18 protein-coding genes and 1 tRNA gene are annotated in these 21732 nt (G+C 49.1%); 6 read left to right on the forward strand and 13 right to left on the reverse strand.

The window, feature by feature from the left end:
• Positions 1–42 precede the first annotated feature (42 nt).
• From ACKFKH_RS00640 to ACKFKH_RS00650, 3 genes are all read right to left on the reverse strand, one after another.
• Positions 43–426 (reverse strand): DUF4346 domain-containing protein, encoded by a 384-nt coding sequence (locus ACKFKH_RS00640; protein WP_446856282.1) that lies wholly within the window; start codon positions 424–426, stop codon positions 43–45.
• 50 nt (positions 427–476) lie between these two features.
• Positions 477–1688, reverse strand: coding sequence for a GNAT family N-acetyltransferase (locus tag ACKFKH_RS00645; protein ID WP_446856283.1), 1212 nt, complete (start codon positions 1686–1688; stop codon positions 477–479).
• A 360-nt stretch (positions 1689–2048) separates the two neighbouring features.
• The gene (locus ACKFKH_RS00650) at positions 2049–2795 is read right to left on the reverse strand and encodes a RibD family protein (RefSeq protein WP_446856284.1); all 747 of its coding nucleotides are present in this window, start codon (positions 2793–2795) and stop codon (positions 2049–2051) included.
• Between the two features lie 319 nt (positions 2796–3114).
• Here ACKFKH_RS00650 and ACKFKH_RS00655 point away from each other — a divergent pair, with 319 nt between their 5' ends.
• The gene (locus tag ACKFKH_RS00655) at positions 3115–5112 is read left to right on the forward strand and encodes a sensor histidine kinase (RefSeq protein WP_446856285.1); all 1998 of its coding nucleotides are present in this window, start codon (positions 3115–3117) and stop codon (positions 5110–5112) included.
• Positions 5113–5260: 148 nt separating this feature from the next.
• On the opposite strand, the gene ACKFKH_RS00660 is transcribed toward ACKFKH_RS00655, so the two are convergent.
• Positions 5261–5345, reverse strand: a tRNA-Ser gene (locus ACKFKH_RS00660).
• Between the two features lie 12 nt (positions 5346–5357).
• On the reverse strand, positions 5358–6464 hold the full coding sequence (gene waaF, locus ACKFKH_RS00665; RefSeq protein WP_446856286.1) for a lipopolysaccharide heptosyltransferase II: 1107 nt from the start codon (positions 6462–6464) through the stop codon (positions 5358–5360).
• A 561-nt stretch (positions 6465–7025) separates the two neighbouring features.
• On the opposite strand from waaF, the gene tatC reads away from it, so the two are divergent.
• Complete coding sequence (gene tatC / locus ACKFKH_RS00670) at positions 7026–7847, forward strand: twin-arginine translocase subunit TatC (RefSeq protein ID WP_446856287.1); 822 nt, start codon at positions 7026–7028, stop codon at positions 7845–7847.
• A gap of 70 nt (positions 7848–7917) precedes the next feature.
• Here tatC and hemJ read toward each other — a convergent pair whose 3' ends face one another.
• The 3 genes from hemJ to ispE all read right to left on the reverse strand — a co-directional run bounded on the left by hemJ (position 7918) and on the right by ispE (position 10310).
• Positions 7918–8511, reverse strand: a complete 594-nt coding sequence (hemJ, locus tag ACKFKH_RS00675) for a protoporphyrinogen oxidase HemJ (protein ID WP_446856288.1) — start codon at positions 8509–8511, stop codon at positions 7918–7920.
• A 513-nt stretch (positions 8512–9024) separates the two neighbouring features.
• Entirely contained in the window at positions 9025–9336 is a 312-nt protein-coding gene (locus ACKFKH_RS00680; protein ID WP_446856289.1) for a DUF3082 domain-containing protein, read from the reverse strand.
• 32 nt (positions 9337–9368) lie between these two features.
• Complete coding sequence (gene ispE / locus ACKFKH_RS00685; RefSeq protein WP_446856290.1) at positions 9369–10310, reverse strand: 4-(cytidine 5'-diphospho)-2-C-methyl-D-erythritol kinase; 942 nt, start codon at positions 10308–10310, stop codon at positions 9369–9371.
• A gap of 144 nt (positions 10311–10454) precedes the next feature.
• On the opposite strand from ispE, the gene ACKFKH_RS00690 reads away from it, so the two are divergent.
• The gene (locus ACKFKH_RS00690) at positions 10455–11099 is read left to right on the forward strand and encodes a Uma2 family endonuclease (protein WP_446856291.1); all 645 of its coding nucleotides are present in this window, start codon (positions 10455–10457) and stop codon (positions 11097–11099) included.
• Here ACKFKH_RS00690 and rsmA read toward each other — a convergent pair.
• Together rsmA and purM are read right to left on the reverse strand one after the other, a co-directional pair.
• Positions 11080–11922: a 16S rRNA (adenine(1518)-N(6)/adenine(1519)-N(6))-dimethyltransferase RsmA gene (gene rsmA / locus ACKFKH_RS00695; RefSeq protein ID WP_446856292.1), complete on the reverse strand. Its 843-nt coding sequence runs from the start codon at positions 11920–11922 to the stop codon at positions 11080–11082. The genes ACKFKH_RS00690 and rsmA overlap by 20 nt on opposite strands.
• 4 nt (positions 11923–11926) lie before the next feature.
• A complete protein-coding gene (gene purM / locus ACKFKH_RS00700) occupies positions 11927–13003 on the reverse strand; it encodes a phosphoribosylformylglycinamidine cyclo-ligase (protein WP_446856293.1) in 1077 nt (358 codons plus the stop codon).
• A 385-nt stretch (positions 13004–13388) separates the two neighbouring features.
• On the opposite strand from purM, the gene ACKFKH_RS00705 reads away from it, so the two are divergent.
• Positions 13389–14453: a septal ring lytic transglycosylase RlpA family protein gene (locus tag ACKFKH_RS00705; protein WP_446856294.1), complete on the forward strand. Its 1065-nt coding sequence runs from the start codon at positions 13389–13391 to the stop codon at positions 14451–14453.
• A gap of 461 nt (positions 14454–14914) precedes the next feature.
• Here the strand turns inward: ACKFKH_RS00705 and ACKFKH_RS00710 are convergent, their stop codons facing one another.
• The 3 genes from ACKFKH_RS00710 to ACKFKH_RS00720 form a co-directional block, all read right to left on the reverse strand.
• Positions 14915–16093 carry a class I SAM-dependent methyltransferase gene (locus ACKFKH_RS00710; protein ID WP_446856295.1) on the reverse strand — a complete coding sequence of 393 codons (1179 nt, stop codon included), beginning with the start codon at positions 16091–16093 and terminating at the stop codon, positions 14915–14917.
• A 292-nt stretch (positions 16094–16385) separates the two neighbouring features.
• Positions 16386–16580, reverse strand: coding sequence for a hypothetical protein (locus ACKFKH_RS00715; RefSeq protein ID WP_446856296.1), 195 nt, complete (start codon positions 16578–16580; stop codon positions 16386–16388).
• Between the two features lie 981 nt (positions 16581–17561).
• Entirely contained in the window at positions 17562–18746 is a 1185-nt protein-coding gene (locus tag ACKFKH_RS00720) for an NAD(P)H-quinone oxidoreductase subunit H (RefSeq protein WP_446856297.1), read from the reverse strand.
• 230 nt (positions 18747–18976) lie between these two features.
• Here ACKFKH_RS00720 and ACKFKH_RS00725 point away from each other — a divergent pair, with 230 nt between their 5' ends.
• Both ACKFKH_RS00725 and rsmH read left to right on the forward strand, forming a co-directional pair.
• Positions 18977–20857 (forward strand): M48 family metalloprotease, encoded by a 1881-nt coding sequence (locus ACKFKH_RS00725; protein ID WP_446856298.1) that lies wholly within the window; start codon positions 18977–18979, stop codon positions 20855–20857.
• Complete coding sequence (gene rsmH, locus ACKFKH_RS00730) at positions 20854–21732, forward strand: 16S rRNA (cytosine(1402)-N(4))-methyltransferase RsmH (protein WP_446856299.1); 879 nt, start codon at positions 20854–20856, stop codon at positions 21730–21732. Before ACKFKH_RS00725 ends, rsmH begins: the two co-directional genes overlap by 4 nt.

Genomic DNA, 21732 nt, shown 5'->3' on the forward strand with positions numbered 1-21732 from the left:
CTCAACACCGCAGTGAAGAAACTTCATCGAACTTATGGCTGTCTAATCTTGAACATAGTCCTGTCCGTTGAGCATTGCAATCTCGGCTCGGACAAATTCTCGACCCAAATAAGCCGCATGATCGAGTCGAGTCACCAGACAGTCAGGCTTTTCAAAGAGTTCAATACAGAGTTCTTTAGCCGTTCTGCCCTTAAAAATGGTGGTGGCTTGACGCTCAACTTTTCCAGTACAAGGAAGCGGTTCCCCCGTTTCAGGATCGCAAGCCAACCCTTTGTTGTTAATGAAATTGGTGTAGTGTTTGGCGCAGATTAATTGAGCCTCTCGATCGACGTAAATAATAAAGTATCCGTTTTCGTCGAGTTGGATAAACCGTTGAGAAAGCTTGTCGTCTAAAGCCGTGGTGTCGGCAGTTGCTGAGTTTATCATTGACCGATTGAAACCGTAATTCTGGTGTTCTTCCTTACATTTTACGAGGCTTAAACCTCAAACTGAATGGTTTCTTGTTTGAATGGCAAATCTTGATTGATCGCGTCAATTTCTTGCTGCTCTAAATTGTTGACTTGATGAATATGCGATCGCAAGATCTGTGACAATCGACTGTTATAAAACCGATGCAGTGAATAGTTAGCAGATGCCGGAAAGCCTCGCCGCTTTTTGTGTCGTCCGCCCGCCCCAGGGTCAAATAGTTGAATGTCATTCTGAATCGCCCACTCGATCGGCGCATAATAACAGGCATCAAAATGCAAACAATCAATTTCTTGAAGTGACCCCCAATAGCGACCATACAGCCGATCACCCTTCGTCAAACAAAACGACATGCCCACGGGATGCAAATCATCCATTTCGCTATAAGCCGCAAAGAAAACAACCCGCTCAGAGTAGCTGGAATGTAGCTGTTCAAAGAATTTTTTGGTCAGATATTTACTGCCCCACCAGCCAAATTTGTCACAGGTATCACTGTAGAAGTTGTACATCAGCGGAAAGAGCGATCGCGGAATTTCTTCGCCTCTCAACGCTTTGAGATAAAGTCCCGCTGTACCGACGGCTTTGCGTTCTCGCTTGATGTTGCGACGCTGATTGGCATTAAAAGCTTTTAAGTAGTCATCAAAGGTTTGAAAGCCTTGATTTTGCCAGATGTAACCGTGGTGTAGCCAACTGCTGAAACCGTGTCGCTCCATCACCAGTCGCCATTCGGGGTCAACATACAAAAAGTTGCAGCCAGAAATTTGATTGTGATTGCAGAAGTGATCGATCGCATTCACCATGATCCCCGTCAGTTCATCTTCATCTTCTCCAGGGGCGATCAAAAAGCGGTAGCCTTCGGCAGGTGTGAAGGGAGACATTCCTAACAGCTTTGGATAGTATTCAATGCCCAAGCGAGCCGCAACATCCGCCCACTGGTGATCAAACACAAACTCACCGTAGCTGTGACCCTTAATGTAGAGCGGAGCCGCAGCAATGAGGGAGCGATCGCGCCACACCGTCAAATGATTGGGCAACCAACCCGATCGAGCCGTTGTGCTTCCCGAAGTCTCCATATTGTGTAGCCATGTCCATTCGAGAAACGGCGTTTTGAGCGGCATGGCCAGCGCGTCCCACTCTGCTTGGGGAATTTCACCAATTTTGTTAATCCAGGCAACCGAAAATCGAGGCTTGAGTTGTTCGACCATAGCCAGAGTTGGACACATCACAGACTCTAATGTAAACGAATCTTTAGAAGAAGGAGAGGAGTAAGGAGCGAGGAGTGAGGAGAAGGGATGAGGGAGAAGGGAGTCTGGGCGTTGCTCAGGGGATGAATTGCCCCAAAGCGGCGGGAACCCCAAGGTTCAAAGTCCCCCATTTTGGGGGATTTAGGGGGCGAAAAGATGGACACTTCCCACGGATTCATCCCTCCAATCAGCAACGCTAGAGTCTGAATTTAAGAAATCTGGCGAATGCAGTTAGTTTCGCACCGGCCTTCGGCGACGCAGCTATCCCAAAACCTCCCTTGGTGAGCTAAAACACGCTCACAGTCCGCGAAGGCAGACTTCGTTCTTATAGGCGCGGTTTTAACCGTCAGCTTCAATCTTAACTTTGTAGTGAAGAAAAACTTCCTGGTCGCTCGATCGAACGTTCAGCAGTTCTAATTGGGGGGCGATCGCGGCCAAAAATCCGGCTCCGGCGACGGGGGTTGGGGATTGGGTGCCTCCCAAGATTAGGGGGCAGACGGTCAGGTGAAGTTCGTTGATCAGGTTGGCGGCAAATAGGGCCCCGACGAGATCTCCACCGCCCAAAATGGCGAGACGCTGTAATCCCAGATCAAACAAGTGAGCGAAGGCAATTGTCCAATCAATTTCAGAATCGCCGACTCCTTGCGGGTCACTCGAAGAGATCGCCAGTATTTGCTCAAATCCAGCTTGCTCACCCCAACGCCTTTTTCCGGTCTCGGTCGTCAACAACCAATGGGGCACTGGCTGAGAAAAAAATCGGCAGGTGGGATCAAGATTGACCGATCGCGAACACACAATCTGTACAGGCTGCGGAGGCTTTCCTAGATGCTGACGATGCGCCAACAGGTCAAGCTGGGAAACCTTGAGTGTCGTGCCATAGGCGCGGAGCGTTCCGGCTCCAAACAAAACGGCATCGACCTGGGCAATCTGCTGTTCGAGGTGTACTTTGTCGATCGCTGACCCAAATCGGGCCGGAGCGCGACTGACATCCGCAATTTTACCGTCGGCACTCATGGCCAAAATGACGCTGGCATGGGGCAAACCAGCACGATCGCGCGGCAGCGGTTTTAAGGAACGGTCAGGCATTAATTTGCTCAAGAAAGACAATTTGGTCACGTTTCACGGATTTTACAAAGCAGAGGTGAACTTATAAGCGTAAGTCGTTAAAATCCCAATCAGAGATGGCTTTCTAGCGTAATTTTTTGTAAACTCATCTCAACAGGTGATTCCTTAAGATTTGGCTCGATCGCTGCACCCTTTCCTCAATTCTGGAATATCTTGTTTCTAAATCTTTTTGATCTGCCTTGCTCTGTGAACGGCAATTTATTAGCGCTTAGTTCTCCAACAGTGTGCAGACCGCTTCTCAAGTTGTGACTGTTTGGTCGTGGTCAGGTTAAAAGCTTCTATGGCTAAGGCACGTCAATCTTCTTTTCGCCGCATCCTGCTGTCGCGACTTCTACTTTTGAGCATTCCGGTGCTGCTGACGGGTGAAATTGTCGCTTATCGTAAAGCGCGATCGGGCTTGCTAGAGACAGCCCGCTACAATCTGGCCGAAAACGCCGCCCGCAAAGGAGGAAATCTGGCAACGACGATCGCCGCCCTTCGCGCCAATTTGACCACGGCGACTCAGGCTTCTGTTTTGCAGTCCGGCTCTCCGACCAAAATTCAGCGCTTTTTAGAACAGTTGCAGAAGACTTCAGCGATCGCCACTCACTGCATTCAATTAACCAATCTGCAAACTCAAAAAATAGAAGCCAGCACCTGTGGAAGTCAACCCATTTTTCGAGCTTCTACAGCCTGGACTGATCCGCAAACGGAGGCGCAGTCGGTTCAGTTGGCGCTGACACAACCGTTAAAAAACTCGATCGACAACAATCAGCTTAATCTTTTGTTGAGCGCTCCGGTTTATGCCGAAAAATCTGGTGAAACCGTCCAACTCCAGTATGCGCTGACGATGCAGACAGCCCTTTATCAGCAGGAACCTGCTCCCGGACGGATGGCAGGTCACACGGTGGTTATTGAGCAAGATGGGCAGATTTTGGCTCACCCGATCGCCGAGCGCGTGGGGCGCAACATTCGAGAAGAGGCGGATGCGGATCGACTTCAAAGTCTGGTCAGAGGTGCGATCTCTTCGAGTTACCCGCAAGGGGTCGCGGGCAATCAAGATTCACTCCACCTGTTCTCGTTTGAGAAAGATGGGGCCGAGTGGCTGGCGGGCTATAGTCCCGTGAAAATTGCGATTAGCGGCTCAGAAACGCGCACCTGGGTTGTTTTGGCAGCGACTCCTCTCGACAAAGCGCTCTATAGTCTAGAAGGCATTCAGCAGGTTCTCTTAATTCTCACGGCTGGACTGCTGATGGCGATTTTGTTGGCGACGCTGTATCTCTCGCGAGAGTTGGCTTTGCCCATCGAACAACTCAGCGACTATGCCCTGCGGATTCGTCAGCGCTACTCGGTCGATCGCACCCCAAAAAACTTCAAAGTTAGAGAACTCAACCACCTGGCCGAAGCCTTAGACAACATGGTCGAGCGCCTCGAAGAACGGGCAGAAGAATTAGAATCGGCCTGGCAAGAAGCTCAAGCAGCCAATCAGCTAAAAAGTGAATTTTTGGCCACCACGTCCCACGAGTTACGCACGCCTCTGAATGCAATTATTGGCTGTGTGCGACTGATTCGAGATGGGTGCTGCGACGATCGTGAAGAAGAATTAGAATTTCTGCAACAGGCGGACGATGCTGCGCTACACCTGCTAAAAATCATCAACGATCTGCTAGACATCGCCAAAATCGAAGCGGGCAAAGTCGAACTCAATTTGCAGCCAATCCAAATCCAAGAACTCTGTCGTCAATGCCTAAAAATGGTGCAGCCAGGGGCAGAGATGAAGCGACTGAAGCTGTCTATCGAGTCCGATCACCGCATGGATAGCGTGCTTTTAGACGAACGGCGAGTCCGGCAAATGGTGATCAATCTGCTCTCAAACGCGGTCAAATTTACCCCCGAAGGCGGCCAGGTGAAACTGGCGATCGGACTCGGCTTTGGGCACCAGTTAGCGCAAGACACTCGCCCCGATCACAGCCCCGTCAATCCCCATACGTCCTATTTGCGGCTCGAAGTTCAGGATTCTGGCATTGGTATTCCTCAAGATCGCTGGCACCTGCTGTTTCGTCCTTTTCAGCAGATCGACTCATCACTGACGCGCAAGCACGAAGGCACGGGTCTAGGACTCGCCCTCACCAAACGCCTCGCCGAACTGCACGGCGGCACCCTTTCATTTCAGTCTGCACCCAACAAAGGCAGCACGTTTCGCATCTGGCTTCCCCTACTCGAATCCAATCCCTCAACCGACCTTTCTGATCGACAAGTGGATGAGGTGAGCGATCGCTTGAGCATCCCCAACGGGTAATTGAAAACGCTTTGGCGAGGACTAGGAAAGTTCCATGATTTGCTCGAAGGCGCGCAACTGGCGACTCATGCCTAAGCCCTGTCTGCGTTCTACCGACTTCTGCCTAATGGATAGAGAATTGATGGGGGAATTGAACTAAACAAAACAACGGAGAGGGAGGGATTTGAACCCTCGGAACCTTTCGGTTCATCCGATTTCAAGTCGGACGCGATCGACCACTCTGCCACCTCTCCAGCAGGCCGACTCTATCTTACCGCAGGCGAGTGATTTGGAGTAGGGGGCAGAAATAATTGTTCGTTGAGTAGAGAAGTGGTGGCCTCGACGATCGCTTCGGGGGTGACTTGACGCAGACAATCGTGATGACCTTCGGGACAACTGCTTTTGTAGCAATACTTGCAGGGCACGTCGTGAAACAGCAACCGATGGGGAACCTGCCAGGGCGTATGTTGCGGATTGGTCAAAGCATAGAGGTCAACAACTGGAGTGCCCACCGCAGCGGCAATGTGAACGGGGCCGGTGTTGTTAGAAACTAGAATCGGCGCGATCGCAATCAAAGCCGCCAGTTCTCCCAACGTGAGGCGAGTGAGAGAATGAGACGGCGCACGCATCATTGATTGAATATTCGCAATTAATTCGGCTTCCCAATCGCTACCTGTAAAAATAATTTGATAACTCAGTTGCGAGAGTCGATCGGCAACGGCGGCAAACCCTTCGGGAGGATAGCGACGAGACGCGGCCGTAGCACCAGGATGAATGACAACCCAGGCGCGATCGATTTGTAGATTTAATGTTTGCAACGTTTTGAGAACGGTAGTGCGATCACTTTCTACAATGCTTAATGACAGACGTTCATCAACCGTTTGGCAACCGATTTGGGAGACAAGATCCAACTGACGACGCACTTCATGACGAATGCCGGAATCGGGTTCGGGGTCTTTGATCCAGTCGGTCAGAAGTTGGTAGGGGTTTTCGTGACAGTGCGCCAGCCGTAAGGGAATGTCTGCCATGTAGCTTAAGAAAGCCGACGGCAAAGGGTTCTGACTGTACACGGTGAAAATTACTGCGCCATCAAATTTGAGCGATCGCAGATGTTCGATCATTTCAAATTCTGGTTGACTACTCGTGCGTGGAGCGGTCGCTTTGAGCCAGGGAGAATCGTACACAATCCATTCGTCTAGTTCTGGAATAAAGGGAGCGATCGCCGCGCCAGCCGAGGAAGTGAGCAACGTGAGCCGCCGTCCGGGAACCGATTCCTTAAGGGCTTTGAGAGCGGGAGTCGTCATCAAAACATCGCCGATCGTATCCAACCGAATGCAGAGCAGATTTTTGGCGTGGCTCCAGGAATGGTTCATAACAGGGATCAATCAAGGTGAACGCGGTCAATCTAACGTGAATTCGATCAATTCGATCAATTGATTTACTATTTACTACTGTTATAAGTTCGGGAACGCCCCTTGTATCTTAAGAGTGTGGCAGGGTGGTTTCACTGTCGGCAGAGGAATCGTGAAAGGCTGATTACCTTGTCTCAAGTTGAGCAATATCTGGTGAAGCTCAAACGAGCTTTCAGTACTTTCGGCTTTTCTCCTTGGACAATGAAACCCCTGCCATTCTAGGGACTTTGAGATCAAAAAATTCTGGAATTCAAAACGGGTTTGAGCTTCAAAGTCCCCCAAATTTGAGGGATTTAGGGGGCTGCAACCCATTGAAACGAAGCCAAAATCAACTGACCAAGCACATTTAGAGAATCTCAGGTTGATAAACTCGCGTTCCTTGGGGTTGTAATCAGGGTTGTGATCAGCTTTTGAAAACTGACCCCTTGGATCTCAAAGAGGTTGCGCTTCATTCCTCAAAACGGTTCCCCCCGATCGCTGACCTCGATACAATAAGGACAAACCTGTGGACAGAAGCCGACCATGACTGCCCCTTCGGAACTCGAAACCGCAACGCCGCTAGACATCACGCCCACGGATGGCACTTCTAATGAGTTGAGCCATTCATCGGATGAGCCTGAGACAATTGCCCCTGATGACGTGATCGAAGATGTGGAAATGTCGCTCTTTGATCATCTAGAAGAACTGCGGCAGCGCATCTTTTATTCTCTGATTGCGATCGCTGTTTTCGTAATTGGCTGTTTTGCGTTTGTCAAACCGATCGTGCAGTTGCTTGAAGTTCCCGCGCAGGGGGTGAAGTTTCTTCAGCTTGCACCGGGAGAATACTTTTTTGTCTCGATTAAAGTAGCAGGTTACACCGGATTGGTCTTGTCGGCTCCGTTCATTTTGTATCAGGTTGTCGCCTTTGTCTTGCCCGGTTTGACACGAAAAGAAAAGCGATTTTTGGCTCCCGTTGTTTTTGGTTCCAGCATTCTATTTGTGGGCGGACTGGCGTTTGCTTACGTTGCTTTGATTCCCGCCGCGCTGAACTTCTTTATTACTTACGGTGCCGATGTCGTTGAACAAGCTTGGTCAATCGATCGCTATTTCGAGTTTGTTCTCTTATTAATGTTCAGCACTGGACTGGCGTTTCAGATTCCTGTCGTCCAGGCGCTTTTAGGATTTTTGGGCATCGTCTCCTCTGAGAAAATGCTGTCAGGCTGGAAGTACGTTCTGCTAGGTGCCGCAATTTTGGGCGCTGTGATCACGCCTTCCACCGATCCGCTGACTCAAAGTTTGTTAGGTGGAGCCGTTCTCGTCCTCTACTTTGGCGGAGTCGGCATTGTCAAACTGTTGGGTAAATAGTCAAATTCCCCCAGATTGGGGGATCTAGGGGGCGAAAGTCACAACCGTAATGGAAAAATTCGTCGATGCGTTAAGCGCCGACTTCTGAACCTGATTCTGAAATTGCGCCTTCGGCCGCTAACTTTTCTTTAGCCAATCGACGCTTGCGTGCATAAAGCTGAATGAAGGCTGCCATTGCGATCGTCATCCCAAAAATTAACCAGGCTGTGGCATCCGTCGGCACGTCGTTCTTGAAGATGGCCAACATCACAATGATCACAAACAGCACGGTGGGAAATTCGTTAAACCAGCGAAACTGTTGACCTGTCATGTTACAGGTGTCTGCTGCCAGCTTTTTCATGATTCTCAGACAAAGGTGATCGTAAACCAGCAGTGCTGCCACGAGCGCAAGTTTAATGTGAAGCCACGGTTGTTTGAGAACGTCAGGTTCGGTATGGACCAGCCCGATCGCCATGACGATCGTCAAGATCAGCGCCGGAGTCATGATGATCCGATAGAGGCGCTTCTCCATAATTTGGTACTGGTTTTTGAGAATGCTACGGGCGGGTTCGGGTTGCTCGTTGGCTTCTGCATGATAGACAAACAAGCGAGGCAGATAAAACAAACCAGCAAACCAGCAAACAATCCCAACAATATGAAACGCCTTGAACCAGAGATAAGCCATGAATTAATTCCTTTGCAATTTGGAAAGAATTTAAACCGTCTACCAATCTCCATTTTCAATCATTCAGGGGCATGATGTTCGAGGTGCTTAACAATCTAAAATTCAAGGTATTTAATAGCAGAAAAATGTGCAGCACAAATTAGAGAAAGGCTGTGGAAAACTTTAATGCTTTAACAAGATTGGTCACCCAAATCAGGTTAAAAGAATTTTAGGCCGCGATCGCTTCAAGTTACCCGCAAAGGGTCGCCAGAAGGCTGCGTTTGTACTACTTTCAGCCGATTTTGACAGGTTAAATTATGGCGTGTCGATCGTTCAACTTGTCAATCCCACGAAGCACGCTAACTTTCTTCTACTCCAACCTAACTCAACGAGAGAATCAACGTTTCAGCTTTTCTACTTTGAAAAATTAAGATGATGGCTCTGGTTTCTCAAGAAATCTCAACCTTCAGATTTAACCTGTGGAAAACTCGCCTAAAACTGTGGAAAACTTTTGAACGATCGCCAAAACTCTGCTTAACCGTTCACCGAATTTTTCGATCGTCCCAGCCAAGTTTGAATGCCTAAGCCAAACAATCCCAATGCCGCCAATCCAAAAACTCCCGTCCCCAGAGCGCTCATTCCTACGACCAGCGTTCTCACCGCAACGGCAATATTCGCAGTCGCCACCGTGTGATATTGAATAGGCTTGCTGGCAAAGGAGAGGGCGATCGAGCTAGTCATGTTGTAAAACACAAAAGCTATTCCGCCTGCAACGAGCGATCCGCCAAAACAACGCAAAGGACTGGGAGGCGCGACGACTTCGGGTGAGGGAGTTGGGTCAGACATACATTTAGGTTTCTTGTGAGTTTCTCGAACAACTAGTGGTTGGATAAGCGAACACCGGATGGACAGAATTTTGTCACCCATAAGTCTAAATCAGGATCTGCGATCGCAGATCGCATTTCACCCTTAACCTGTTCTGCCTGTTCAACTGATTCGACTAAGGCAAAGACGGTGGAACCAGAGCCAGACATCATCGTACCGAGAACATTCAAGCTTTGAAAACGATCGCGCAATGCCTGTACTTGCGGATATTCGGGTAAGACGACTTTTTCGAGGTCATTGTGCAGCAGTTTGGCGATTTGGGTTTGGTCTTGGTGAGCGATCGCTGCCAGCATTCCTCCCGCGTTTTGTTTTCGCACTTCGAGATCACCCGAACTTTTGGGATAAGTTGCGCCAAACCGTTGACGATAGGTTTTATAAGCCCACGGAGTTGAGACGGGCAGATTTCGATACTTGGCTAACACAACATAGATATGGTTGAGGTCTGGGAGCGGGTCAATTTTTTCGCCTCGTCCGGTTGCCAGCGCCGTTCCTCCCGTAATGCAGAAGGGAATATCAGACCCCAACGTTGCGCCCAAATCCTGTAATTCTGATTGAGTCAGTCCCAAACTCCACATCAGATCGAGACCGACGATCACCGCTGCCGCGTTGGCCGAGCCGCCCGCCAGACCTGCCCCCATCGGAATGCGCTTTTGAATGGTGATCTCAACGCCGCCATATTTTGAGAAGGAATCGGGAAACTCTCGCTGCATCAGGGCGGCCGCTTTGTAAGCCAGATTGGTTTGATCTTGGGGCACTTCTGGATTGTCGCAGTGAAGCTGGATTTGATCCGTCCCGATCGCTCTCACTGTCACCAAATCTGCCAGTTCAATACTTTGCAGCACCATCACCAGTTCGTGAAAGCCGTCGAAGAGATCGCCCACAATCTGCAAGTAAAGATTAATTTTGGCGGGAGCAATCAGAGAATAAGAACGCATATACTATTTAGAGCCACTTTAGAGTAACGCCTTTCGCAACCCTGATCATAAGTTAAGCAGGCAACGGAAGCTGAAGTGTGATGTTTCTTAGCGGTTACGATCAGTTCTAGAAGACAAATTGCTGAAAGACGTTAGGAGGACGAAATGGTTCAAGCTGAAGCAGAAAATTTGGTACAGGCTGCTCCCAAACGCATGACCTTTGATGAGTTTATCGAGTGGTATCCCGAAAACTCAGAGTATCGCTACGAATTACACGAAGGATTGGTGGTCGAAATGCCAAAGCCAAGAGGCAAACATTCACAAATCGGAGGGTTTACGAGTGCTGAGTTGGTGGTTGAAATTCGTCGATTGAGCTTGCCTTACTTTATGCCGACAGATTGCATTGTTAAACCAGACGAAGAAGAGTCGGGCTATGAACCGGATGTGATTGTTTTGAACAGTAGCGCCCTGGCATCTGATCCCCGTTGGGAAAAGTCATCTACGATTACGCGAGGTGAATCTGCCCGTCTAGTTGTGGAAGTCGTCAGCACTAATTGGCAGGATGATTATTTGAGGAAGGTTCAGGCGTATGAGTCAATGGGCATCCCTGAATATTGGATCATTGACTATTTGGGATTGGGCGGTCGTCGCTATATCGGCTCTCCCAAGCAGCCGACGATTTCGGTTTATCAGTGGGTTGACGGTGAGTATGAAGTGCAGCAGTTTCGCAATCAAGACCGCATTCTCTCAGCCGTTTTTCCAGAATTAACGCTCACTGCCGAGCAGATTTTTAATCCACCGGGGTCGTAGTTTGGGGGACGTGATTGAGAATGCAATCGCTCAACTTCACCCACTTTTCGACACTCAGATCTTCGGCTCTGGCTTGGGGATTTACGTCTAATGATTCGAGAATTTCGGTTAGCTGATCAGGGTCGATCGTACTCTTCAAATTATTCTTCAACATCTTGCGCTTGCTCAAAAATCCGGCTCTGATCAGATTTTCTAAATGTCGAGGACTCTGGGCAGGATGAGCGATCGCACGAGGACGCAGCCGGATCACCGCAGAATCCACTTTGGGCGGCGGCTGAAAAGCTTTGGCAGGCACATCACAAATAAATTCACAGTCTGCCAAATATTGGACTCGCACCGACAACGCACCAAAATGCGTCGAGTCAGGATTGGCACACAGCCGCAGCGCCACTTCTTTTTGTACCAGCAGCACGATCGCGTCCAGGCGCTCTGGATTGGGATGAGCGATCGTTCCCAGCAATTTTTCCAGAATCGGGCCAGTAATGTTGTAAGGAATATTAGCGACGACTTTGTTGGGTCGTTGAAACTCCGGAAAAGGTTCGAGCAGATTGTCTACATCTAACGCCAAAAAGTCCCCTTGTAGCAGTAGAAAGTGATTGATTTGTCCCAATTTCTTAGACAGAAGTTGACATAAGTCGCGATCGATTTCTACTGCGACAACTGCTTGCGCTTGCGTTAATAATTGCCGCGTCAAAATGCCTGTACCGGGGCCAATTTCCAGGACACGATCGGATTGAGTCAACTCCGCAGAACTGACGATTTTGGCCAGGGCTTTTTCGCTCCGCAGCCAATGCTGACCAAATTGTTTACGAGTTTTGGTCACAGATTTATTCAGGCAGTCCGACTAAGTTTTTTGTACCGGGAATAACGGTGCCGATCGTCGAAGCTTTGATATTTTGCGAGGTGAAAAATTGAATCGTTTCAGACTCGCGATCGGGCGGCACGATCACCACAAATCCTATTCCCATATTAAAGGTATTAAACATCTCTTTGGGTTTGACTTTTCCAGCCATTGCCAACCAGTGAAAAATCGGCAAAACGTCCCATCCAAACAGATCAATTTCAACAGCCTGATCGCTTGCCAAACAGCGCGGCAAATTTTCGGGCAGACCGCCTCCCGTGATATGCGCCATGCTACGAATCGGAAGGCCGCTCTTTAACGCTGCCAAAATCGGCTTGACATAAATCTGAGTCGGAGTCAGTAAAGCTTCTCCCAAAGTTCTGCCATTCAGATCGTGAGGTCGATCGCTCCAATTGAACCCGCGATCCTCGACAATCTTCCGCACCAGCGAAAACCCGTTACTGTGAACTCCGGTACTGGGAAGGGCGATCGCTACGTCGCCAAGTTGCACTCGTGAGCCGTCTAAAATTTGACCTTTCTCCACGATGCCCACACAGAAGCCAGCCAGATCATACTCATTGGCTTGATAGAAACCAGGCATCTCAGCCGTTTCGCCTCCAAGTAGCGCACAGCCAGACTGCTCACAGCCCTGAGCGATGCCTTCGACCACTTGCGCCAGTTGTTCGGGTTCCAGATGTCCCGTTGCTAAGTAATCGAGAAAAAAGAGCGGCTCGGCTCCACAAGTCAGCACATCGTTGACGCACATCGCCACTAAATCAATGCCCACCGTGTCATGACGATCGAGCGTGTGAGCCAGTTTCAGCTTGGTGCCGACTCCATCCGTTCCAGACACGAGGACGGGTTCACGATAGCCAGTCGGGAGTTGAAACAATCCACTAAAGCCACCAATCCCGCCCAGCACTTCAGAACGATAGGTGCGCTTGACCAGACTGCCAATGCGATCGACAAACGCCCGTCCCGCCTCAACATCAACCCCAGCTTCCCGATAATCCATGAATTCTAACTCTGCGATCGCAATTTCTACTGAGGGTGAAACGATCAAAGAGAAAGCAACCTGCCTCTCCTCACACCTGCCTCCTCACGCCTGACTTCTAAGTAGGCATAAGCCCTCAGCATAACCCACAACCACTATGAAATTAATGTGAAGTTTTCATGAAGTTCCCATTGTGTAGTTTTGGTAAATAATGGCTACAACGTTCTGACAGCAATCACTTGAGGGTAATTAACGAATTTGAAGATAATGTAAAGTTTTTTTCCATACCGATAGCACCCTGATCCCCTGGGTAAAAACTTCATGCTAGTCTGTTGCAGTTCTGTAACCAGGAGTGAACACGGAACGAGTACGAGTTACACGAGCCATCTTGCGCTTCCGCAAACCGCTTATCGAACTCTCAACTCGATAGCAAGTGACCCTCACACATGGAGATATGAATCAAAAACTAATTAGCGGCCTTACTGCGACCCTGTTGATGACAACAACCTTTGGTGCGACCCACGGCTGTAATGCCGAGTCCACTCAAGCAGTAAGCCAAGGCTCCGAAGCAAACCATCAGGGCGCTTCTAACCCACCCGACTCAGCCTCTCCTACGGGCGATGTTGTAAAAGTGGGTGAGCAACAAACCTCGCAAACTCAAGCCAGAGAGGACAGTATCGCCAAAATCCATTCTCACGAGGTTCAAGGCAAAAAAGCCGCAACCCTCTACGTTCGCAATATTCCAGTGTTGACCTTTGTGGGGTCTCAAACTGCCGCTAACGGCGTAAAAATGGGAGCTTCACAAAGAGATCTAGCCGCCAAAGTCAAGTCTGGTTCCAGTAGCGAATCGACTTCAGAGCCGCGCCAGAATTCTGATACGCAGTCCGATCCCGTTTTGAGAGCTACGGCGATCGCTGCCAAACTCAACCAGCTTTATCGAGATGGGGTCGATGCAAAGCAAATCACCGTGAGTTGGAAGGACTCTAAGAACGGCGATCGTTACGTCATCAAAGCAAACCAGACGACGATCGTATCCGTCAACGCCAATACCATCCTGCCTGACACGACTCACAATGCCGAGCAAGATGCCCTTCAGGTCACCAACCGTCTCCGTCGCATTATTGGCAATGCCTCTCCCTTGAGAGAAGTTCAAAATAAGCCCGCTCCCAGAGTGCAAGAAATCTCTTTGGGGCCCGTCAAGTTTCGCGTCAACGGCTGGGCCTCGTGGTATGGCCCTGGTTTTAACGGAAATGCCAGCGCCAGTGGTGAAATCTTTAACGAGAATGCGATGACAGCGGCTCACCGCTCTTTACCCTTTGGCACTCAAGTCCAGGTGACCAATCTAGACAACGGTCGATCGGTGATTGTGCGAATTAACGATCGCGGCCCCTATGCTGGCGATCGAGTCATTGACCTTTCTGCGGGTGCGGCCCGTATTTTAGGGTTGATCAGCACCGGGATTGCCCCCGTTCGGTTAGAAGTGTTGGAGCCACGCAAACCGATCGCAGCCGGAAATTAGACCTCTTAGAAATAAAGCCTGACGGTCGATCGCGCCTCTACAAGCAGAGCCTACCTTCGTAGACTGGGGAAGCCTTCTAACCCACGAAGATGATTTTGTTTTGATAGACGCGATCTGAATCGCCAGGCTTATTTTCTGGATTACCTCAAAAATTCTCTTATCTTAAAGTCCCCTAGAATTGGCAGATTGGGAGGCAAAAGCTTGACATCGAAGCGAAGAACTGGATCTTCTTCGAGTTAACTGCAAGGGGCCGAGCTCACGTTGAATCAAAACTGTTCTGGATTAACGTGAATTCGATGAGGTTTTTTTGCTTCGTTCTTCAGCGCTTCTGCCCCCCAACCCCCCAAAATTGGGGGACTTTTAGACAAGATCTTGGGTTCAAAGTCCCTCACTCGTGGGGGATTTAGGGGGCTGCCTGGATTCACAACCGCAGCGAAAGATTTCATCGAATTCACGTTGGATTAGAACTGTTTTAAGCCTTGTAACGATCGCTCACTTGCCTCTAGCCCTTTACCCTGGATCAAAACGCCGAAAGTGCCCAATCCCATCGGATTCATGTTCATCAACTGATGGATTGCGTCACGGCGTAGAAGGACAGTTTGCAGATCTTGAGCGGTGTTGGCTTCGGTTTGACTGAGTTCGGCTAGTCGATCGCCCAAGCCCAGTGCCATCAAAAATAATCCTTGTTGTGTAAATCCCAAATTCTCTAACCCACAGCGTTCGCCCTGACGCTCTAATGCGGTGAAGTCAACGTGAGTGGTGATGTCTTGCTCTCCGAGGTGAATGTAGGGGTCGTTGTGGTGACTGTGTTGGTAGTAGCACTGCAAAGTGCCCTGCGATCGCCTGGGATTGTAATATCTTGCTGCGGTGTGCCCATAGTCGATCGTTAATACATACCCTCGAAGCAGGCGATCGCTGACGGTGCGTAACCAATCCAACGCTGCCAAATTGACTTCAGTGCGGTAGCCATCTTCATAAGAGAGAATGTCAACGTCAATGCAATCAAAGTAGTCAATCAGTTCGGAAGTTGAAGGTTCATCAATAATCTCAACAAGTTCTCCATCGCGAACGCCAACGTAAATTTCTTGTAGTTTTCGATCTGCGATCGTGACTTGATGAACCGGAAAGGCATCTACTAGCTCATTAGAAAAAAAACAGCCTGTGATCGAGGCAGCAGGAATTTCTGTCAGCGATCGCCAATCAATTTGTAAACCCAAAGACTGCCAGGATTGCAATCGCTGTTTTTGTTCGGCGATTAATGCGGGTGATTTTTCGATGATTACATAATTGAGACACGTAGAGCAATCGGAATGACAACGCTGTAAATAATTTAGAACATCGGCTGTAAGTAAGCCCTGCCCTGCGCCCATCTCAACCAGTGTGAAAGGGTTTGGCTGTCCGAGAATCTGCCACATTTCGGCAAATTGTTTTGCTAGCAGTTCCCCAAAGTCTTTAGCTAAATGGGGCGAGGTAAAAAAATCACCCTGCGCCCCAATATTGGCATTATTTGCAGCGTAGTAACCAGACTGCGGATGGTACAAAACGAGTTCCATGTACTCAGCAAATGAGAGTCTCTGATGAGCGCTTTCTAGAATTCGCTGAATCACTCGATCGCGGAGAACAACACTCCGATCATTCATGAAATCACTCAAAGTTAGGAGAAGTTGAACGGTAGAGGCTCTAAGCTAATTTTGACTTTGCCTATTGCGTAATTAGTTCTAATGAACTAGACTACTTGTACTAAAGCTAGTTTTCTGTGAGAAAAAAATGATTGGACGCTTGCTCACCTGCTGAGTGTCGAGAGTACGATCGTCAGTCAGATTGAACCTGCAAACTCATTAAAAACTTGTCACTTTAGATCAGACAATTTCAGCAGTTAGAACCTCTACAACAAGGCTTTGCTCGTCTAATTCTTTAGCTGCCGCAATTCACTCAAGCTGAAGCGACTGCTTCCTTATTCAAGGTCTCAAACGCAATCATAAACTCTGCATTGGGACGAGTTTGCTTTAAAACTTTCACATAACAATCTGCATCGTTGCGACGACGAAAGCGAATTACGGCCTGACGTTGCAAATCGGGCAGCAATTGATAGACAACCCAGGGAGTTAACTGCTCTTGGTAGTTCATAGTACAAAAGGGAAAATGGGGTGTATGAGGACAAACCTTAGCCGAGACAATTGAAGTGGTTTTCAGGAGTAGAGCACTATCTGTAGCGGTTTGCTTTAGTGCTACTACTAGAGATAGCGGTTTATTCTGGAAATGTCAACTCCTTTCTGAGCCAAAGATTTGAGGCGGAGATCAGACGATCGAAACAGCGTAGAACTATTCACGACGCAGCCTGCTGTAATTTTGGAGAGGCTTAAAAAGTTGCGGAAACCAGAAACTGCATCGTTGAACTCCGAATAAAATCCATCGTGCAGTCAGAGGTACGATCAGAAAACTTATCGTCGCTAACGTCTATCAAAAATTGGGCCAGTCAATTGCTCGACCCTCCTGGCTGTTTTTGTATATCGTCAACACAGACCAAAAGGGACGCAACTGAAAGCACCATTTTCATGAGCCAACGCCACGTTATACCGCCTCATTCAAATCTTTTGCAAAGTCACAAAAGGAAAATAGATTAGGTCAAACCTCTGCACGTCAAAGCGGCTGACTGCTGGCGGTAATAAAGTTGCTCCAGCAAGCTTGACCGGACTTTATCCTATCGTAAAACGGCTCAGTTCGTGTGAAATTTGTTTTTCTTTATTGATTGTGTTGCAAACCGCAACAAAGCCCTCAAACCTGCAATGCACCTTAACTTTGACACTCTAACACCGTGATCCCAAAAAAAATGTAGAGACGGAACAAAATCGCATCTCTACATGCAAGCAAAAAGTTAAGAGAACGAACAAAGGAGTCTTAGCGATCGTGAATTGAATAAGATCGATGATTGCCTGGTCGCTTCGCCCCCTAAATCCCCCATTCTGGGGGACTTTGAGAAAGAAGGAATTCTAGAATCTAAGGCAGTTTCGCGGTTCAAAGTCCCCCAAATTTGGGGGATTTAGGGGGCAGAAGCCGAATCAAACGAAGCGAAACCGCGAGAATTACAGGTTGTTTAATTCACGATCCTCAGCGATCGACCGACCCCATGATGATGTCGATGCTGCCCAAAATCGTCACAATGTCCGCAACCTTCATTCCTTTCAACAAATGAGGCAAGATTTGCACATTGTTGAAGTCAGCCGCCCGAATCTTCCAGCGCCAAGGGAATACGTTGTCGTCGCCCATGATGAAGATGCCTAGTTCACCTTTGCCACTCTCCACTCGAACGTAGTGTTCGCCCTTGGGAATTTTGAAAGTGGGGGCAATCTTCTTGCCAATGTACTGATAATCAAACCCATTCCATTCTGACTTGGGGCCTTCAGCCATTCTCTTAGCTTCCAGGTTCTCAAAGGGGCCGCCGGGTAGACCTGCGATCGCCTGACGAATAATCTTCACCGACTCCCGCATTTCACGAATTCGCACAATGTATCGGGCATAGCAGTCTCCTGCCGTTTCCCAGTGCACATCCCAATCAAAATCGTCGTAGCATTCGTAGTGATCGACTTTTCGCAAGTCCCACTTGACTCCAGAAGCTCTCAGCATGGGGCCAGACAGTCCCCAGTTAATGGCTTCTTCACGGTTAATCGTGCCAACCCCCTCCACTCGTTTGCGGAAAATCGGGTTGTCTGTAATCAGGCGCTCATACTCATCCACCTTGGGCATAAAGTAGTCGCAGAAGTCCAGACATTTGTCCACCCAGCCATAGGGTAAATCGACAGCCACACCCCCGATGCGGAAGTAATTGTTGTTGACCATGCGATAGCCTGTAGCGGCTTCCCACAGATCGTAGATGAGTTCGCGTTCGCGGAAGATGTAGAAGAACGGTGTTTGTGCGCCCACGTCTGCCATAAAGGGGCCAAGCCAGAGCAGGTGATTGGCGATGCGGTTGAGTTCCAGCATGATCACGCGGATGTAGCTGGCACGCTTGGGAACGGCGATCCCCGCAAGCTTTTCGGGAGCGTTGACGGTGATGGCTTCGTTAAACATGCCTGCTGCGTAGTCCCATCGGCTGACGTAGGGCACGTACATAATGTTGGTGCGATTTTCGGCGATTTTCTCCATGCCTCGGTGCAGATAGCCGATCACGGGTTCGCAGTCGATCACATTTTCGCCGTCCAGGGTCACAATCAGGCGCATCACTCCATGCATAGACGGGTGGTGCGGCCCCATATTGAGAACCATCGGTTCGGTCTTGGTTTCAAGCATTGCCATCGTTGAACAGTCTCCCCTTGCGATCGAGTTGGTTCAGTTTTAGCGATCGGTGCAGATGGAGCGAGACGCAATCGATCCCAAACACCCAAAGCCTTGTGCTGCTATTTGTTTCGCTTTCTTAATTATAGAGATGAATCGTCCGGAGAGTTGTCTACGGTTGACTGAAGTCATTATCACCCTTACCCAGGGGAACGATAGGTTCATTTCTATACCGTTGGGAGCAAAAACGGATGACGCACGAACAGTTTGATGCGCTGGTAGAAAAGCTAGAACGATTTGCCCACCAGGAGCCTGCCAGCTATCGATTTCGAGTAGGACTGTTGGCCGCCCTAGGCTATGCTTATCTGATTTTGATTTTGGTGGGGCTGTTGGGGCTGGTTGCATTGCTCGTGTCGATCGTGTTGTTTAGCCATCAAGTCAATGCCTTAATGATCAAGTTGGGGGCGTTGCTGTTGATTCCGGTGTGGGTAATTGTGCGATCGCTCTGGGTGTCTTTTCCGCCGCCTCAAGGCATCAGTTTATCTCGTCAGCAGGTGCCTCAGTTGTTTGCGCTGGTGGATGAGTTGACGACCAAGCTGCAAGCGCCTCAATTTCACCACATTTTGCTCGATCGCAACTTTAACGCGGCCGTCGTCCAGGTGCCCAAGTTGGGGGTTTTTGGCTGGCATCAAAACTATCTGCTAGTTGGATTGCCTCTCATGCAGGCGCTTTCTGTCGAGCAGTTTCGAGCGGTTGTGGCTCACGAATTGGGGCATCTTTCGGGCAATCATTCGCGCTTTGCGGGGTGGATCTATCGAGTCAGAAAGACCTGGATGCAGATTTTTGAGCGGTTTCAAGACAGTCAGCATGGAAGCTCGGTGCTGTTTGATCGCTTCTTTAATTGGTATGCGCCGTTCTTTGGGGCTTATTCTTTTGTGTTGGCAAGAATGAACGAATATGAAGCCGATCGCTGTGCCGTTGAGGTAGCTGGAAACCAGCATATTGCGGAAGCCTTGATTGCGGTAGAAGTGAAGTCCAAATTTCTAGAAACGTCTTTTTGGGCAGAGGTCTACAAGCAGGCAGAGGATCAGGCTGATCCCCCGGCGATCGTTTACAGCAATCTGAGAACGGCGCTGCGAGATCCAATCCCTACCGAAAGGAGTTCTCAATGGCTCCAGCAGGCTCTAATTGAGAAAACCAGCAATGCCGATACTCATCCCTGTCTGGGCGATCGACTCAAAGCAGTGGGCTATCTGGCTTCTGAAAAAACGTTGCCCAATCCGGTTCAGGTCAGTGCGGCGGATCAATTGCTGGGTGAAATGGCTCAACAGTATGCCGCTCAGTTTGACAAAGATTGGTCGATCGAAGTTTCAACTCCCTGGCGACAGCGCTATGCGTCTCTACAAGAGTCTCGTCAGCAGCTAGAAGATTTGGAGCAGAGAGCCAGAATTGAGACGCTTCCTCTTGAAGAGTTTTGGACTCAGACCGTCTTGACGCTCGAAATCAAGGGCAAAGAGATCGCTCTGCCCATGTTACAAAAGATTTTGCAGCGGGATGACACTTACTGGGCGGCTCACTACACGTTGGGGCAGTTGCTCTTAGAGGAACAGAATGAATCGGGCGTAGCGCATCTGGAAACGGCGATCGCTCAAAATTCTAATGTGGCGGTCGATGCTTATCAGTCTCTCTACACGTTCTTTTGGAGACGGGGCGACACAGAGCGAGCAAAGGCTTATCAGACTCGACTTGAGCAGCATTATGAATTGATGACCAAAGCGCAACGGGAACGATCGGGAGTTTCGGAAAGCGATCGTTTGGTGTCCCAGTCTCTCTCGCCGTCGGAGGTGGAGGCGTTGTGCGAAACGTTGGCGGCTCATCCCCACGTCAAAGAGGCTTATCTGGTGCAAAAAGAGGTGACTTACTTTCCTGAACGGACGTTCTGCGTGTTGGGAATTGTGCAAGAGAAAAATTTTATGGGATCAGGAAAACTCACCGCCGAGCAGTTTGATCAGTTGGTCAATGCACTACAGTTTCCGGTTCAAGCCTGGATTGTCATTCTGAATCAGAGCGGGAACGGTAAGCTAGAAAAGCGGTTCCGACAGGTTGACAAAGCCTTGATTTATTCAAAATGAAGGATGACGTTGTAGAAATTGCCTTTGCCCATATTCCGGTTTTGAGTCAGGAAGTGGTCGAAGGCTTGGCGATTCGATCGCAGGGTCACTACCTGGATGCGACGGTGGGCGGCGGCGGGCACAGTGCCTTAATTTTGGCGACGGCGGAGGTCAGGGTGATGGCGATCGACCAGGATGATCAGGCTCTGACGGCTGCCCAAGAAAAGTTAGCTGAGTTTGGCGATCGTGTTCAGTTTCAGCAGAGTAACTTTGCCAAGTTTGATCCTGGTGACCTGAAGTTCGATGGAATTTTGGCAGACTTGGGCGTAAGTTCGGCTCAATTTGATATTGGCGATCGCGGCTTTAGTTTTCGGCACACGGCCCCGTTGGATATGAGAATGGATCGCCGTCAAGATCTCACGGCTGCCGACGCGATCAATCATTGGGAAGAAGCAAAACTAGCAGAGATTTTTTACACCTTTGGCGAAGAAAGACTGTCTCGGAGAATTGCCCGAAGAATTGTTGAGAAACGTCCGTTTCAGACAACAACGGAGTTAGCGGAAGCGATCGCTTATTCAGTACCGCCCAAATACCGTTATGGTCGAATTCATCCTGCAACTCGCGTGTTTCAAGCGCTACGAATTGCCGTTAATCAAGAACTTTTAGTCTTAGAAACCTTCATCGACAAAGCTCAAAGTTGGTTAAAACCAGAAGGTAGAATTGCCATTATTAGCTTTCATAGTTTAGAAGATCGAATTGTTAAACATCGCTTTAAAGAATCACCATTGCTCAAAGTTTTAACTAAGAAACCAATCATTGCTCAAGATTCAGAAGTCAAGCAAAATCCGAGGGCGCGATCGGCAAAACTCAGAATCGCTGAGCAACGAGTAGAGTGA

The organism is Phormidesmis sp. 146-20 (genome assembly GCF_052939475.1).

What these genes read in the sequence shown, in the direction of transcription:
- ACKFKH_RS00640 (WP_446856282.1), bottom strand. Translation starts at nt 426, where the DNA reads ATGATAAACTCAGCAACTGCCGACACCACGGCTTTAGACGACAAGCTT.
- ACKFKH_RS00645 (WP_446856283.1), bottom strand. Translation starts at nt 1,688, where the DNA reads ATGTGTCCAACTCTGGCTATGGTCGAACAACTCAAGCCTCGATTTTCG.
- ACKFKH_RS00650 (WP_446856284.1), bottom strand. Translation starts at nt 2,795, where the DNA reads ATGCCTGACCGTTCCTTAAAACCGCTGCCGCGCGATCGTGCTGGTTTG.
- ACKFKH_RS00655 (WP_446856285.1), top strand. Translation starts at nt 3,115, where the DNA reads ATGGCTAAGGCACGTCAATCTTCTTTTCGCCGCATCCTGCTGTCGCGA.
- waaF (WP_446856286.1), bottom strand. Translation starts at nt 6,464, where the DNA reads ATGAACCATTCCTGGAGCCACGCCAAAAATCTGCTCTGCATTCGGTTG.
- tatC (WP_446856287.1), top strand. Translation starts at nt 7,026, where the DNA reads ATGACTGCCCCTTCGGAACTCGAAACCGCAACGCCGCTAGACATCACG.
- hemJ (WP_446856288.1), bottom strand. Translation starts at nt 8,511, where the DNA reads ATGGCTTATCTCTGGTTCAAGGCGTTTCATATTGTTGGGATTGTTTGC.
- ACKFKH_RS00680 (WP_446856289.1), bottom strand. Translation starts at nt 9,336, where the DNA reads ATGTCTGACCCAACTCCCTCACCCGAAGTCGTCGCGCCTCCCAGTCCT.
- ispE (WP_446856290.1), bottom strand. Translation starts at nt 10,310, where the DNA reads ATGCGTTCTTATTCTCTGATTGCTCCCGCCAAAATTAATCTTTACTTG.
- ACKFKH_RS00690 (WP_446856291.1), top strand. Translation starts at nt 10,455, where the DNA reads ATGGTTCAAGCTGAAGCAGAAAATTTGGTACAGGCTGCTCCCAAACGC.
- ACKFKH_RS00705 (WP_446856294.1), top strand. Translation starts at nt 13,389, where the DNA reads ATGAATCAAAAACTAATTAGCGGCCTTACTGCGACCCTGTTGATGACA.
- ACKFKH_RS00710 (WP_446856295.1), bottom strand. Translation starts at nt 16,093, where the DNA reads ATGAATGATCGGAGTGTTGTTCTCCGCGATCGAGTGATTCAGCGAATT.
- ACKFKH_RS00715 (WP_446856296.1), bottom strand. Translation starts at nt 16,580, where the DNA reads ATGAACTACCAAGAGCAGTTAACTCCCTGGGTTGTCTATCAATTGCTG.
- ACKFKH_RS00720 (WP_446856297.1), bottom strand. Translation starts at nt 18,746, where the DNA reads ATGGCAATGCTTGAAACCAAGACCGAACCGATGGTTCTCAATATGGGG.
- ACKFKH_RS00725 (WP_446856298.1), top strand. Translation starts at nt 18,977, where the DNA reads ATGACGCACGAACAGTTTGATGCGCTGGTAGAAAAGCTAGAACGATTT.
- rsmH (WP_446856299.1), top strand. Translation starts at nt 20,854, where the DNA reads ATGAAGGATGACGTTGTAGAAATTGCCTTTGCCCATATTCCGGTTTTG.